Annotated in this window: 14 protein-coding genes; 12 read left to right on the top strand and 2 right to left on the bottom strand. The window is 43.2% G+C overall.

Going from position 1 to position 14,645, the window contains the following annotated elements; all coding sequences use genetic code 11:
* Window position 1: 1 nt before the first annotated feature.
* The 6 genes from EJP82_RS02770 to EJP82_RS02745 all read left to right on the top strand — a co-directional run bounded on the left by EJP82_RS02770 (window position 2) and on the right by EJP82_RS02745 (window position 6,501).
* Window positions 2-529 carry a GNAT family N-acetyltransferase gene (locus tag EJP82_RS02770; protein WP_127190500.1) on the top strand — a complete coding sequence of 176 codons (528 nt, stop codon included), beginning with the start codon at window positions 2-4 and terminating at the stop codon, window positions 527-529.
* Between the two features lie 171 nt (window positions 530-700).
* Window positions 701-1,495: a thymidylate synthase gene (gene thyA / locus EJP82_RS02765; RefSeq protein WP_127190499.1), complete on the top strand. Its 795-nt coding sequence runs from the start codon at window positions 701-703 to the stop codon at window positions 1,493-1,495.
* Window positions 1,496-1,520: 25 nt separating this feature from the next.
* Window positions 1,521-2,006, top strand: a complete 486-nt coding sequence (locus EJP82_RS02760) for a dihydrofolate reductase (protein ID WP_127190498.1) — start codon at window positions 1,521-1,523, stop codon at window positions 2,004-2,006.
* A 109-nt stretch (window positions 2,007-2,115) separates the two neighbouring features.
* A complete protein-coding gene (locus EJP82_RS02755; RefSeq protein ID WP_127190497.1) occupies window positions 2,116-3,603 on the top strand; it encodes a glutamate synthase subunit beta in 1,488 nt (495 codons plus the stop codon).
* 172 nt (window positions 3,604-3,775) lie between these two features.
* Window positions 3,776-6,061 (top strand): type IA DNA topoisomerase, encoded by a 2,286-nt coding sequence (locus EJP82_RS02750; RefSeq protein ID WP_127190496.1) that lies wholly within the window; start codon window positions 3,776-3,778, stop codon window positions 6,059-6,061.
* 17 nt (window positions 6,062-6,078) lie between these two features.
* Window positions 6,079-6,501: a DUF1801 domain-containing protein gene (locus EJP82_RS02745; RefSeq protein ID WP_127190495.1), complete on the top strand. Its 423-nt coding sequence runs from the start codon at window positions 6,079-6,081 to the stop codon at window positions 6,499-6,501.
* 112 nt (window positions 6,502-6,613) lie between these two features.
* On the opposite strand, the gene EJP82_RS02740 is transcribed toward EJP82_RS02745, so the two are convergent.
* Together EJP82_RS02740 and EJP82_RS02735 are read right to left on the bottom strand one after the other, a co-directional pair.
* Window positions 6,614-7,366, bottom strand: a complete 753-nt coding sequence (locus EJP82_RS02740) for an HAD family hydrolase (protein ID WP_127190494.1) — start codon at window positions 7,364-7,366, stop codon at window positions 6,614-6,616.
* A gap of 134 nt (window positions 7,367-7,500) precedes the next feature.
* Window positions 7,501-8,418 carry an ArsR family transcriptional regulator gene (locus tag EJP82_RS02735; RefSeq protein ID WP_127190493.1) on the bottom strand — a complete coding sequence of 306 codons (918 nt, stop codon included), beginning with the start codon at window positions 8,416-8,418 and terminating at the stop codon, window positions 7,501-7,503.
* 158 nt (window positions 8,419-8,576) lie between these two features.
* On the opposite strand from EJP82_RS02735, the gene EJP82_RS02730 reads away from it, so the two are divergent.
* From EJP82_RS02730 to EJP82_RS02705, 6 genes are all read left to right on the top strand, one after another.
* The gene (locus EJP82_RS02730) at window positions 8,577-9,758 is read left to right on the top strand and encodes an MFS transporter (RefSeq protein ID WP_281278178.1); all 1,182 of its coding nucleotides are present in this window, start codon (window positions 8,577-8,579) and stop codon (window positions 9,756-9,758) included.
* Window positions 9,759-9,844: 86 nt separating this feature from the next.
* The gene (locus EJP82_RS02725) at window positions 9,845-10,585 is read left to right on the top strand and encodes a phosphonate ABC transporter ATP-binding protein (protein ID WP_127190492.1); all 741 of its coding nucleotides are present in this window, start codon (window positions 9,845-9,847) and stop codon (window positions 10,583-10,585) included.
* A gap of 20 nt (window positions 10,586-10,605) precedes the next feature.
* On the top strand, window positions 10,606-11,871 hold the full coding sequence (locus EJP82_RS02720) for a hypothetical protein (RefSeq protein ID WP_170220124.1): 1,266 nt from the start codon (window positions 10,606-10,608) through the stop codon (window positions 11,869-11,871).
* Between the two features lie 30 nt (window positions 11,872-11,901).
* Window positions 11,902-12,600, top strand: coding sequence for a response regulator transcription factor (locus EJP82_RS02715; RefSeq protein WP_127190490.1), 699 nt, complete (start codon window positions 11,902-11,904; stop codon window positions 12,598-12,600).
* Window positions 12,597-14,096 (top strand): HAMP domain-containing sensor histidine kinase, encoded by a 1,500-nt coding sequence (locus EJP82_RS02710; protein ID WP_127190489.1) that lies wholly within the window; start codon window positions 12,597-12,599, stop codon window positions 14,094-14,096. The genes EJP82_RS02715 and EJP82_RS02710 overlap by 4 nt, the downstream gene beginning before the upstream one ends.
* Window positions 14,089-14,634, top strand: coding sequence for a GNAT family N-acetyltransferase (locus tag EJP82_RS02705; RefSeq protein ID WP_127190488.1), 546 nt, complete (start codon window positions 14,089-14,091; stop codon window positions 14,632-14,634). Before EJP82_RS02710 ends, EJP82_RS02705 begins: the two co-directional genes overlap by 8 nt.
* The last annotated feature ends 11 nt before the right edge of the window (window positions 14,635-14,645 follow it).

Raw genomic sequence — 14,645 nt, 5'->3', positions numbered from 1 at the left:
CATGATTCATTATTCAGTAATGACAAAGGAACAAGCACACAAATTAAGTGAGGTCGATCGCTCCGAGAAAATTGATTTTATTTATGAGTGTCTAGGCGGTATCATACATGAAATTGAAGCCGGTCATGAATGTGCAACTTGGGATGAACAGTTGATGAAAGAGTTGCAGGAGAGATTTGTGTATGAATTAGAACATGGCGGGATGGGAATTGGAGCATTTGATGGAGATACGCTCGTCGGATTTGGCGTCTTGGCCCACCAGTTTAGAGGAGATCTCCAAGATCGCTTACAAGTGGATCTCATGTATGTATCGCGAAATTATAGAAGACAAGGAATTGGAACACGCATAATTAATGAACTCAGCCAAGAAGCCCGCAACAGAGGGGCCAAGTATTTATATATTTCTTCAACTGAGACGAGATCGGCGGTTTACTTCTATAAAAGCAATGGTAGTGAACTAACGGAAGAAGTGGATTCAGAACTGTTTCAGAAAGAACCTCTAGATATCCACATGACTATTAAGTTGTAAGACATAATGGGTTTGTAAGTTTGAAATGTTCATAAATAGTATATATATTAAGGGCGATGCCACGGGCAACGCTCTTTTTGCATATTATGAATTGTAACTGCTCGTTCCATTCTCTAAGAACACTCTGTTATAATGGATAAGTTAAATCAAACGACACGGGGTGTAAAATAGATGAGAAATTATTTGGATTTATTACAGGATGTTCTTGAGAATGGAACGCAAAAGGAAGACCGGACAGGTACTGGAACACGATCTGTATTTGGACGGCAATTACGGTTTGATCTAAGCAAGGGATTTCCTCTGGTCACTACAAAACGGATTCATTTGAAATCAGTCGTTCACGAACTCCTCTGGTTCCTTAAAGGAGATACAAACATTTCATATTTAAAAGAGAACGGCGTGCGAATTTGGGACGAGTGGGCAGATGAGAACGGTGATCTTGGTCCAGTATATGGATCACAGTGGCGTTCATGGGAATCGCCGGATGGCCGGAAAATTGACCAAATTGCCAATGTGGTAGAGGCAATTAAGAACAATCCAGACTCTCGACGTCATCTCGTTAGCGCATGGAACGTGGCTGAAGTTGATAATATGAAATTACCTCCTTGTCATTTCGTATTCCAATTCTATGTAGCCAATGGCAAGCTATCCTGTATGCTAACCATGCGTTCAGTAGACACTTTCCTAGGGTTGCCGTTCAATATTGCCAGTTATGCGCTACTCACACATATGATGGCACAGCAGTGTGGACTCGAAGTCGGTGAGTTTGTTTGGTCCGGTGGAGATGTACACATTTATTCTAATCATCTGGAGCAGGTTAAGACTCAATTGGAACGAGAGCCTTTAGCTCTACCAAACCTAGTGATCAAGCGTAAACCTGATTCTATTTTTGACTATGTATATGAGGATTTCGAATTTGAAGGTTACGAGCATCACCCTGGTATAAAGGCAACAGTGGCTGTTTAATATAACGGAGAGGGGCAATTCCAATATGGGAGTATCACTGATATGGGCTATGTCCAGAAACGCAGCGATAGGCCGGAATAACCAGTTACCTTGGAGATTACCTGCTGATTTGAAATTTTTTAAAGAAAAAACCACAGGGAAGACAATGATTATGGGCCGGAAAACTTGGGAATCTATGGGCAGTAAGCCACTCCCCAATCGGCGAAGCATTGTTCTGACTGCGGATAGATCTTATCAGGCTGAGGGAGCGGAGATTGTCTATTCCGTTGAAGAGGCTATGGAATATGCCAAGGATCAAGAATTGATGATTATTGGTGGAGCGGGTGTGTTTCAGCACTTTATTCCGTTAGCTGATCGATTATATGTAACCCGGATCGATGAAGATATCGAAGGGGATGTCTTCTTCCCACATTTCGATTGGAAAGAATTTGAATTGATTCATGAAGCACAGGGAATTCGTGATGAAAAGAATCCTTATGATTACTGTTTTCTTACCTATGATCGTCGTTAACAAAACGTGCTATAGTGCAAAATATCATAGTATTAATCCATTAATAACTTTCTCCCCGAATGCTAACATCAAGATACACTGATTAGTTAACGGATGGGGGAAAGTTACAATGTCTACACCAATGGGTTTTATGGAATTCAAGCGACAACTACCGGGTGACCGGAGCCCGTCCGAACGGGTCCATGATTGGGAGCAATTTCATAAGCATATGTCGGATGAGGAACTGCGGACACAAGGGTCCCGTTGTATGGATTGCGGAACACCTTATTGTCACACAGGGATTGATATGATAGGTGGTACTTCTGGTTGCCCGGTGCATAATTTGATTCCTGAATGGAATAACTTGATTTACCGGGATATGTGGAGAGAAGCACTGGATCGTTTGCATAAGACAAACAATTTTCCTGAGTTCACAGGGACGGTTTGCCCTGCTCCTTGCGAGGGGTCTTGTACAGTAGGCTTGATCGGTAATCCAGTAGCGATTAAGACAATTGAACAAGCAATTATTGATCGAGGTTTCGAAGAAGGTTGGGTAGTTCCCGAGCCACCGGAGAAACGTACCGGACGGAAGGTGGCTGTCGTTGGTTCAGGACCAGCAGGCCTTGCAGCTGCAGCGCAGCTCAACAAGGCGGGTCATGAAGTGACAGTCTATGAGCGGTCTGACCGTATCGGTGGATTGCTAATGTATGGTATTCCTACAATGAAGTTGGACAAAGTGGTTGTTCAGCGGCGTGTGGATCTGCTGGCGGCAGAAGGCGTGAATTTTATAACGAATACAGAGATCGGTAAGGATATTCCGGCTCAGCAACTCGTGGATGAATTCGATGCGGTCGTTCTATGCGGCGGAGCAACGAAGCCTCGTGAATTTAATATTGAAGGTAGTCATTTGAAGGGCGTACATTATGCTATGCCATTCTTGACGGGTACCATTAAGAGCTATCTTGACTCTGGGCTAAGTGACGGTAACTTCTTATCCACGCAAGACAAAGATGTGATTGTCATTGGTGGAGGGGATACAGGTTCAGATTGCGTGGCAACGGCATTACGTCATGGTTGTAACAGCATCACGCAGTTTGGTACACATACCAAAGCACCTATGGAACGGGATCAACTTCAGAATCCATGGCCACAGTTCCCCAATGTTTATACACTGGATTATGCGCATGAAGAAGCCAAGGCATTGTTTGGGAACGATCCGCGTGAGTTTTCAATCATGACTACACGGTTTGTAGGAGACGAAGAGGGGCACTTGAAGGAACTGCATACGATAGATATCGAGCGAATTGTTGATGAATTGGGTCGCAAAATATACCAACCGATTCCAGGGACTGAACGTATCTTCCCAGCACAAGTAGCCTTAATCGCCATCGGTTTTGATGGACCTGAATCAACGATTATCGAAGAGCTGGGGCTTGCACAGGATCGCCGGAGTAATGTGAAGGCACGGTATGGAAAATACACTACGAACACGGATAAAGTATTCGCTGCTGGAGATATGCGGCGTGGACAAAGTCTCGTGGTATGGGCCATTCACGAAGGGCGTGAAGTAGCACGCGAAGTAGATAAATATTTGATGGGAGCTTCGGTATTACCATAAGAGAAGACTCATTTTGACAAAAAATATGGTATAATAGAGTTTAGCTACAGAGCTGCGCGGTGCGCGGCTCTTTATTTTTTGAGGTTTATGAGAGGACTTTGTTCTGTTCAGGACGACGAGGTCGTTTCACTTAAGATCTACAGTTTTATGAAGAAAAGGGGCGCTTGTGAAGATGAAAACGCTCGTTATTGCCGAGAAGCCGGATATGGGGCGAACCATAGCTGCCGTAATCGAGCCAAAGGCGAAGAACAATCGGTCTTATTTAGAAGGTGACCATTATATTATTACTTGGGCGATTGGTCATCTACTAGGATTGGCAGAACCGGACGCTTATGATGTCAAATATAAGAGATGGAATTTCGGAGATCTACCTATTTTACCTGAGGCATTTAAGATTGTACCTAATCCGAGGACGATTGAACAATTGAAGATCATTGGAGACGTGGCGAAACGCTGTGATGCTATCGTGAATGCATGCGATGCTGGGCGTGAAGGGCAGTATATATTTGCACTAATTCAACAGCAATTAGGACTTAACCAACCAGTAAAAAGATTATGGATTTCCGATCTGACCGCAGAGAGCATAGCTAAAGGATTCGATGGACTACATGATAGCTCAGAATTTGAGAACCTGACGATGGCTGCTAGAGCCCGGAGTGAAGCCGACTGGCTTATCGGAATGAATGCATCGCGTGCGTTCACGACAAAACATCGCACATTGTTGTCTGTGGGACGTGTTCAGACCCCCGTGCTTGCACTTATTTATGACCGTCAAAAGGAAATTGAAAGTTTCGATTCGCTTTCTTACTATGAGATCAAGGCTGAGTTCGAACAGACTGGCCGTAAGTATATCGGAACATGGCAGGGAGATCGATTGACGGACGGAGAGAAAGCGAAAGCGTTAGCTGATAAAGTGCGTGGTCGTGAAGGAATGATCTCCGAGTATGATGTCAAAGATACGAAAGAGTACCCTTATAAGCTGTATGACTTGACGCTATTGCAGCGTGAAGCCAACGCGAAGTATGGCTATTCGGCGAAGAAGACGCTTGATTTGGCACAAGCGCTTTATGAGAAACATAAGGTGATCTCTTATCCGCGGACAAGCTCCAACTATGTTACGGAACAGAATATCGATGGGATGCATAAGACTCTACATATGCTAAAGTCTACTTCGTATAAGGAATTGGCGGAGGGAGCAAGTCCTGGGCTCGTTCATGTAAACAACAAGTCCGTTTGCAATCCGACCCGTGTGGAAGATCACCATGCGATTCTACCTACCCTAAAGCGGGGAGCGAATCTGAGCGCAGATGAGCAGAATATCTATGATCTGGTGATCCGGCGGTTCTTGTCGCATTTCTATCCACCGGCTGAGTACAAGCAACATACGGTGCTGACATTAATAGAAGAAGAGACGTTTAAAACTAACATGAAGGAATTATTGTCTCTCGGCTGGAAAGTATGTCAACCTGGCGATGATAGCAATAAATCTTCTGGACGTAGTAAGAAGAAAGATGAGGAAGAGGATACGGAAGAGCTTGTTAGCGAGCCGATCCAGATCGATAAGGATCAGCCTGTTCTCTGCCTAGAAGCAGAGGCCAAAGAGAAAGCTACGCAGCCGCCTAAGGCATTTACCGAAGGCACCTTGCTTAGAGCTATGGAGAGCGCTGGTAAGCAGTTAGAGAACGAGGAACTGCGTGATGCCATGAAAGATGCGGGACTGGGGACACCGGCAACTAGAGCGGCAACAATTGAGCGCCTTAAAAATGTGGGATACATTACGATGCAGGGCAAAAGGATCATCGTGACGCAGAAAGGTCGTATGGCTATTGAGCTAATACGTCACGCAGGTGTTGAGTTATTGACCTCTCCTGAAATGACCGGACAATGGGAGCGTAGATTGTATCAAATATCCAAAGGCGAAGCCGCTCGTGAGAAATTTATGGATAATGTGAAGAAATTTACGCTGTCTATTATCGATAAAGTACGGATTCAGCCCAAAGCGGACGCTTCCTTGTTCGAAACGGAAGAAGAAGAGAAGAGTAAAAGTAAGGGAAGCCGTGGAAACTCTACATCGACGAAACAAGGGAAAAGCACTGGTGATAGCTCTGGATCGACTCCGCGTCCTAGGGCTAGTAATACCAAGGATTCCACAACGAAAGCTTCTTCTGCACCGGGAGTCTTGACACCACTTGCTCCATGTCCACGTGAGAACTGTGGTGGTCAGCTCATTGAGGGCCGCAAGGGCTTTGGCTGCACTCATTATAAACAAGGCTGTGGCTTTGTGATTTGGAAGGAATTCTCCGGCAAGAAAATCTCGGAAGCGATGCTGAGAACATTGCTGGAGAAGGGACAGACGCAGCTCCTGTCATTCAAAGATCCCGAAGGGGATTTCAAGGCCCGAATAGTTCTTGCGAATCGAGTAACCGGTCAACTTGAATTGCAGAAGACCGACGGTTGAGAAAGGGGATTCCCTCTATGTACGAAATTAAAACAAAATTTAATGACAATAGCGTTATTGAGTTTATTGAAAATATTGAAAATCTCAAGAAACGTGAAGATGCATACAAATTGTTGGATATTTTCGCGGAAACAACGGGATTTCCGGCAAAGATGTGGGGACCAAGTATTATTGGCTTTGGCACCTATCATTATAAATATGCAACGGGTCACGAAGGCGATGCTCCACTCGTAGGCTTTTCACCACGGAAGGCTAAGACAAGCTTGTATTTTACGACAAGTGAGACAGATCGCGCGAAATTATTACAAGACCTTGGCAAGCATACAGCAGGAAAAGGGTGTGTGTACATCAATAAAGTAGCAGATATAAATGTTGATGTACTAAAAACCTTTATCAATCAAACTGTGACTTTCTTGAATGAAACCTATCCAAGTCAATAAACAACACACTAGGGATCATAGTGTTGAGCTATTTCATGTTGACCTAATTAAAAATGGATAGAGTTTCAGAAGTTCTCTGAACACTCTATCCATTCTTTGATTTAGCACATGATTAACGCTGAGCCATGGCCATACTTTCAGTGATTATCCGAGGGACATCTTCCAATGAAGAGACAGTATACATGGTTGTATCGGTATCTTTCTTCAATTCGACGATATTGTAGGTCCACTCATCTGGTAGCTTAATATAGACCGTATTGATTCCAGCGGAGATAGCAGGCATAATGTCTGTCCGCAGACTATTTCCAATCATCCAAGTGTGTTTACGTTCGAAATAACGAGATTGCAGGATACCTTCAAGCGCTTCAACATTCTTATGCTGGCGGATATAGATCCGCTCTTGAAAGTATTCAGAGAGCTTCATTTGTTCGATTTTACGGCGCTGTATGACAGATTCGCCACCAGTATACAAAGATAATTCATGTCCTTGTTCCTGAAGGTGATCGAGTGTTTCCACCATGCCAGGATAAGGTTCAATTGGTAAATCATAAACACTCATACCAAGCTTCATCAATATTTCCTCTTCCATCGCCGTATGGTCACGACCACATTGGAGACAGAAATAACGGTAGGTGTCGATGAGCGATTGCGGAAAATGTAAGCTAGCGAAGCCAAGTTTGCTAACGCCCTCAACATCAATCACGATCTGTTTGGACCTGATTTCTTGTACGTCTATTCTATAAGATTGAAACCAATCTACCATGATATCAGCGAATTGGCTCAGAATTAATTCAAAGTATTTATTACAGTGAATCAACGTATCGTCAAGGTCGAATAAGATTTGCTGCTGTCGTATTGTCTTCAAAGCCGATCACTCCTTATTATGTGAAAAAGAAAGTTAAGTAATAGTTATCTTAACATAGCAGAAGTGTGGCTCCTAGAGCAAATCACCCTTGAGATGATCTTTAGGATTATAGTTTTCTAAAAAAATATGGAACACTACAAGCGGATATAGGATTCTAGAAAAATCTGTAGTTCCGAAACTCCATCTGGTCTGATGGTGAATTTCTCGGTGTCTTGATCAACGAGATGAATACGTAAAAGTCCTGCCACTCGAAGAAGCATAAGATCATGCATTAATTTGTCCCTTGTCTGGTTCAAATCCACCATCATTTGCTGCAATGATTTGGGATCATTTGCCACATACCGCAATAGGCGGAGCCGATCTGGTTTGGATAAAGCACGTGTTAGGCGAATTAGGCAGGTTGATGGTTCATCTTCATCGATTTCGGGAATATCGATGGGATATTGGATGAGCAGTGTATTGTGATAGAAACAATAAGTATTGATGGGACGCATATGAACGGAAGGAATAATGATAACCTTCTCTAGTTCAAGTGCAGGTTCCAGAATCAAACCACATGTGGCGTATTCAATGAGAGCATCGGCATCCATCTTGTGTAATAAGACATTTTTCTCGGAAGCGTCCTCCTCCAAAAGGGGGAGAAATTGAGCCCGAACATCATTAAAATACGAATCATTCCAAATTCGTAATAGTGGCACATAACTATGGACAACTCTTTCGAGATCCTCATTATTCGCAGCGGGTACGTAGGGATTAACCTTACGGCAAAGAATCTCGACCGCCGTTTCGGTGAGATTGTTCAGAAATTCATGTATATCATCAGCGGGATTTCGTTCAATAGCTAAGGCGTATAGAATGTCATAATCGGAGAATGGAAGTGCGGAAGCTTCTTCGAACGACTTGTCCAATTCTGGAGTAAACCGAGCGTGAGTTTCTTCAATCCATTCCAGGCCGATATCGAGATTATCTACCCATTTCCTTGTTGTATATACCATAAAGCTGCTAAGCAGTTCATAGACTGGAGAAACGTCGACCTTCACTTCATAAGTCATGACAAGAAACCTCCCATGTATCATTACATACAATTTCATTATGGCTTGTTTGGCATACGATTGTCCACTATAATGTTTAGGTATTTATATAGAAATCATATTAGCGGAAAGTCGTCGTATCTGTTGGCGATTTTCTTTCATTTTAGGAGGAAGCACTTTTGACAGCCACAGAGTCTTTACCCAAACGTTATCTTTCACCCTCAATTATTCTTATTATTGTTATTATTATGTCTGGTCTCAGCCAAGGACTGCTGCTGCCCGTACTGTCCATCTTTATGGAAGAACGGGGAATTTCTTCATCTGTTAATGGTCTGCATGCTGCGTCGCTATATATTGGATCCTTTGCGATGGCACTTGTCGCTGAGCGACTACTCGGGTTGGCTGGGTTCAAGAAACTTTTGTTCAGTGGACTTGTGATGGTTTTCGTCGCACTTCCCTTATTTCCATTCGTGTCAGACCTTAGAATTTGGTTGTTGCTTCGTCTGCTAGTTGGAGCAGGGGACAGCGCGATTCATTTTGCCTCTCAGTTGTGGTTGCTATTGATCTCTCCGCCAGGTCAACGTGGTCGAAATATTTCGATCTATGGTATGTCGTATGGTCTGGGCTTCAGTTTGGGTCCATTAGGAATCAGACTGCTTCCCTACGGAGAATGGGTACCCTTCGTTTTACTTTCCTTTTTAACAGCACTTATCGCTATACTTGTTTACCATCAAATGCCGAATACATATCCTGAAACAACTGAGTCGGTCAAAGAGCGAGGGCAAACGAGGAAATATGCCCTTATTTACAGATTAGCTTGGTTTGCACTGTTGCCTTCGTTGATGTACGGTTATATGGAAGCATCAATGAATAGTAACTTCCCGATTTATGGGCTACGTACTGGACTTAGTTCGGGTCAGATATCTACATTATTGCCATTCTTCGGAATAGGAGGTCTCATTCTCCAATTACCTCTTGGATTTCTTAGTGATCGCTTCGGGCGAAAAGGCGTGCTTATGGCTGCTGGTGTCGGAGGCGGGATTCTGTTCCTCCTTGTTCCGTTATGCGGAAATAATTACCTTAGCTTAGCGTTATTATTTATGGGAGCGGGAGGACTCGTCGGCTCGTTCTTCTCTTTAGGACTAGCATATGCCGCTGACATTCTACCCCGAAATTTATTACCTGCTGCGAATGTGATCGCTTCATTTCACTTTAGTCTCGGTAGCATTATTGGTCCGAACCTTGGAGGATCTGTAATGGAACTTGGTTCTGTGGGGCTACTCTTTGTTATTTTGGGCTCAACTTATCTGCTGTTTACGGTATCTGGTATCTTTTTTCGACCGAAACTGACCAAAAATTAATCAAATATTAAGATGGTGTAATAGATTTTCAGTTCTTTTTCCAATACACTAGAAGAAGCAGAGGAAACGTTAAAGGAGAATCGGACATGATTAAGGTAAATAACTTAAATAAATCTTTGACAGATGAAGGAACAAAAAGAGAAATACTTCATGGTATAACTACTCAATTTGAAGCTGGTGAAATGATCGGTATAGTTGGACCCAGTGGTAGTGGTAAAAGTACATTACTTCGCTGTCTCGCTCTGCGTGAGAAATGGGATAGTGGCAATTATACATGGGAAGGTAATTCTGTTATTAAAGGCGGCGGACGTGGTCCTCAGAAGTACCGTTCTAAATGCGCTTATCTGGAACAGAACCCATCACTCGATATTGAAAAAACAGCACTTAAGAACGTATTGATTGGACAAGCAGGTCAAGTATCACGATTGCGCAGGCTTGTAGGGATGGTTCGATCGGATGATTACATGGGTGCTATGGATGAACTCGAGAAATATGGTCTGCTTGATAAAGCTAAGCTCAAAGCGGGAAGTCTAAGTGGTGGGGAGAAACAGCGTGTGGCCATATGTCGTGCATTAGTTCATGGGGCGGGATTTATCGCGGCGGATGAGCCGGTAATAGGTCTCGATCCAAAGACGGCTGAGCATGTTATAAATACATTGAAAACGCTATGCATTGAACAAGACAAGATCGTAATCGCAGCACTTCCTATAGAACTGGCGGAAAGGTACTGCACAAGGATTTGGGGATTAATCGACGGGGAGCTACGCGTCGACGTGAAAGGAAGAAGACTGACCATGGATGAGAAGCGGTCAATTGATTTGGTATGAACGAAGTCATGCAATGGACGATGAAAAGGTGGGTTCCCGCTCTTGTGGGTTGCTTTCTGCTTCTAGTCTTAAGTGGCTGTACTTTTATAAGTGATCCCAAAACCTTAATGAAGACACCGGAGTTGTCCTCTGAGAAAGCAAGTCTCAAAAGTGTGATAGAAGCTGAGCTTAAAGGGGCACCGATTGTTAGTCCTCGAAATGTGAGCGACGTCAGCGCGATCCGTGTAGCGGACTTGAATAAAGATGGGATTGATGAGGCCGTTGTATTCTACGAAACGCCGGAAGAAACTGTACGAATTCATGGTTTAATCTTGGCGAGACTAGGTGACACATGGGAACCCAAGGTAAGATTTGATGGAGAAGGCCAGGTTCTTGAATCATTTGATCTGAAGGATATGACGGGTGATGGGCATATCGATATCATTGCCGGGTTTTCTAGTGGAGACAAGGAATTACAAAAAGGTCTTACCATCTACACTTATGATGCAAATGAAGTAGAGAAGTTGCTCTCCCTTCCGTACAATCATTTTATGATTGATGATCTCAATTTGGATTCCACTCCAGATATTACTGTAGTCACGGTGAAAAAAGATCAGTACTCTACGGTGACGACTTATCAATATGATGCTTCCTTCGAGAGTGGTTCATTTGAAGAATTGGATCATATCCAACTTGAGGATCACATCACCGAATACTATAACGCAGTTCATGGCAACATTACGCCAAAGGTCAAAGGGATCATTCTGGATGCTGCACTCGGAACGAATGATGCTTATTCTCATGTTATTGTCATGAAAGATGGTAAATTAGTGGATCTATTGGATCAAGACTTCACCTATAAGGCATACCCGATTATGAGCGGGGATGTAAACGATGATGGTATTCTCGAAATTGGGCGCTTGGAAATTCCTAAAGGATGGGAATTCATTGCATTTGATGAAATTCCTTGGTTATTCTCGTATTATCAATGGGATGAGGACAAGGGTCTGAAATTCGTTATGCAGCAATACATGGATTTGCAAGGAAGATTTTATTTCAGTTTTCCAAACGATTGGCGTGGTAATGTCACCATTGATACGAAGAATTCAGATAAGAATAAGTATCTGCGATTCATTCGAATTGATAACAACGAGACGCTGGCTGAAATTCGCTTCTTCAGCCTATCGGAGTGGGAACGGTATAAGTCCGATTGGGAACTACTCGCTAGAGATAATGATAAGGTAATTGGGTTCTTGAGTCATTCCGAATTGAGAGTAAATAAAGGTGAAAAAGAAATCAAGCGGTAATCGCTATTTCCGGAATAGGGGGAGTTAAAGTTGAGCAAAGTTTTGATATTGGAAGATGAAGAATCAATCCGCAGTTTTATTGTGATTAACTTGAAACGGAACGGCTTTGAAGTACTGGAAGCGGCCAATGGGCATGAGGCTCTGAGTCAACTGCAAAGTGTCCCGGACATCGACATTGCATTGCTGGACGTCATGGTTCCGGGAATTGACGGATTCGAAGTATGTCGTCGTATTCGTGAAACGAATGAACGAATCGGAATTGTATTCTTGACTGCCAAGGTGCAGGAACAGGATAAAGTATATGCTCTTTCGGTTGGGGCCGATGATCATATCAGCAAGCCATTTAGCCCCACTGAACTGATCGCTCGTATCCAATCGCTACTACGGAGAGTTAACGTCTATCGGGAGAACAGTGCGAAGGTGACATTCACATCGGGTCCTTTTACACTAGATCTTATTTCGAAGCAATTCAAGAAAATGGGACAGCTTATAGAATTAACACCGACGGAGTTTTCATTGATTCAATACTTCCTGGAGAAGGAAAATACACCACTAAGCCGGGATCTGCTGCTTGATCATGTTTGGGGTAAAGAATATATGGGTGATCCCAAGATCGTCGATGTAAACATCCGTAGACTTCGGCAGAAGATAGAGAACAATCCTTCCGAACCGGCCTTCCTACAAACGGTATGGGGCCATGGCTATAAGTGGAAGGGCGAGGGACAATGATCAAGAAAGGAATCGGGCGACAAATCGTCCTTCATTATTTTATTGTAGTGTTCGTTACGCTGCTATTGGTGGAGGGGATTTTCACTGTTGTCATCCGAACGTATTACTACGATACAATATATAATCACATATCGAATCATTCGACTTGGGCGTCCGATTACTTTCAGAAATTCGTAAGGTTGTATGCGGAGAAGGACCCTAACTATTTTACGGAAATGCTGCGAACTTTCGAACTTAGCAATACTGAGCTAATGATTCTCAATAATAAAGGTGAGGTCAAGGCCAGTAGTACGCACTTTCAGGCGGATAAAACAATTCAGACGAGTGATGTTCCTCAAGCTATAGCTGGTGTGCAGGGGAGTAAATGGATTGGGCGACAGCCTACCACGGGTGAATTGGTCATGTCGGTGTCAACACCTCTACAGGTGAGAGGTGAGAATCGTTATATTGTTCGATATGTTACTTCACTCGAAGAAGTGAATTCGAAATTAATGTCGCTTACGGTGTTCTCTGTAGGGATAGCGGGTGCAGTATTAGCCCTCGTGACCTTGTTCAGTATCGGTCTAGCCAATTCGATAGTGAAGCCTATTAACAACATCAGAGCTGTATCCGCCCAGATGGCGAGGGGTAAGTTTGATGTTCGTATTAAAGGGAATTATAAATATGAGCTCGGAGAGCTAGCCTCAACGTTGAATTTTATGGCACAGGAAATTGTGCGGAGTAATCAGATTAAGGATGATTTCATCTCCTCTATCTCACACGAATTACGTACCCCGTTAACAGGTATTAAGGGTTGGAGTGAGACGTTGACATCCGGAGGTTTTGATCCTGCGGAGACTAAGATAGGCGTCGGGATTATTGCCAAGGAGACCGAGCGGTTAATTGGTCTTGTGGAAGAAATTCTTGATTTCTCTAAACTACAGCAAAATGAAATGAAGCTGGTTATTGGCCGTGTTAATTTGAAGGAACTTCTTCAGGAAATTATGCTTAACGTGTGGGCAAAAGCGGAGCAAAGGCAAATCCAGTTGCAACTGGATGATAAAAGTAATCGAACCCTATTTGTGATCGGGGACGGCAACCGGTTGAAACAAGTCTTCTTGAATATCGTAGATAATGCGATTAAATTCTCGAATGAGAACAGTTGGATTGAATTGGTAGTTAGTCTTCAAGACAATAATCAAGTGCTCGTCGAAATTGTGGACAGCGGGATTGGAATTAGTGAAGAGCATTTAAATAAGGTGAAAGATCGCTTCTTCCAGGTCAATCATCAGGGCGGTGGAACTGGATTAGGACTAGCCATTAGTCAGCAACTGGTCGAGCTTCACAATGGCAAGATGGACATTCACAGTGAACTTGGAGTGGGGACAACAGTCTCAATTTTGCTACCTCTAATTGAACAGTCTGAAGCAGATGAAATGAAGGAAGATGGAGATAATAACTTGCTAAACGGCAATCAGATAGACGGTAGACCGGAGGGAAACATCGGTTATGAGTAAACGTTTGGACACCATGATTACTTCTACTGGGAGTTTCGAAATATGTCTTGCAGAACCAAAGGATAGTGAGATCATTCGTCAAATGTTGATTAATGCTGCATTATGGATGAACTCGATTGGAGTGCCTCAATGGAATCCTGATCAATTTACTGAAGAGGAAGTGGCTTCTTATTTTGCCACTCGCGAACTATATCTGCTGTTTAGTGGGGATGAACCTGTCGGATTCTTTACGTTACAAGATCGGGATCCAGATTATTGGGGCTCACTACATGTGGAGGGTTATAGTTATTTACATCGACTCACGGTAAACTCTAACTTCCGAGGGCAAGGTCTAGGCAATGAAATGATTCACTGGGCAGTTAAGCGAAGCAGAGAACTAAATAGACTAGGACTTCGTCTGGATTGCTGGGCAAAGAATGAGAAAGTCAATTTGATGTATCAAGCACTTGGATTTAAGTTCTTGGGTATTGGTCAGAATAAGTATGGACGCCAAGTTAATCTATACGAATTGGATAAGAAGCTGTTTGAAAGTTTATAATTAAAAAAGGA

It is taken from the genome of Paenibacillus anaericanus, from assembly GCF_003994475.1.
Taxonomy (GTDB): domain Bacteria; phylum Bacillota; class Bacilli; order Paenibacillales; family Paenibacillaceae; genus Fontibacillus; species Fontibacillus anaericanus.
This window is presented reverse-complemented; position numbering and strand designations above follow the sequence as displayed.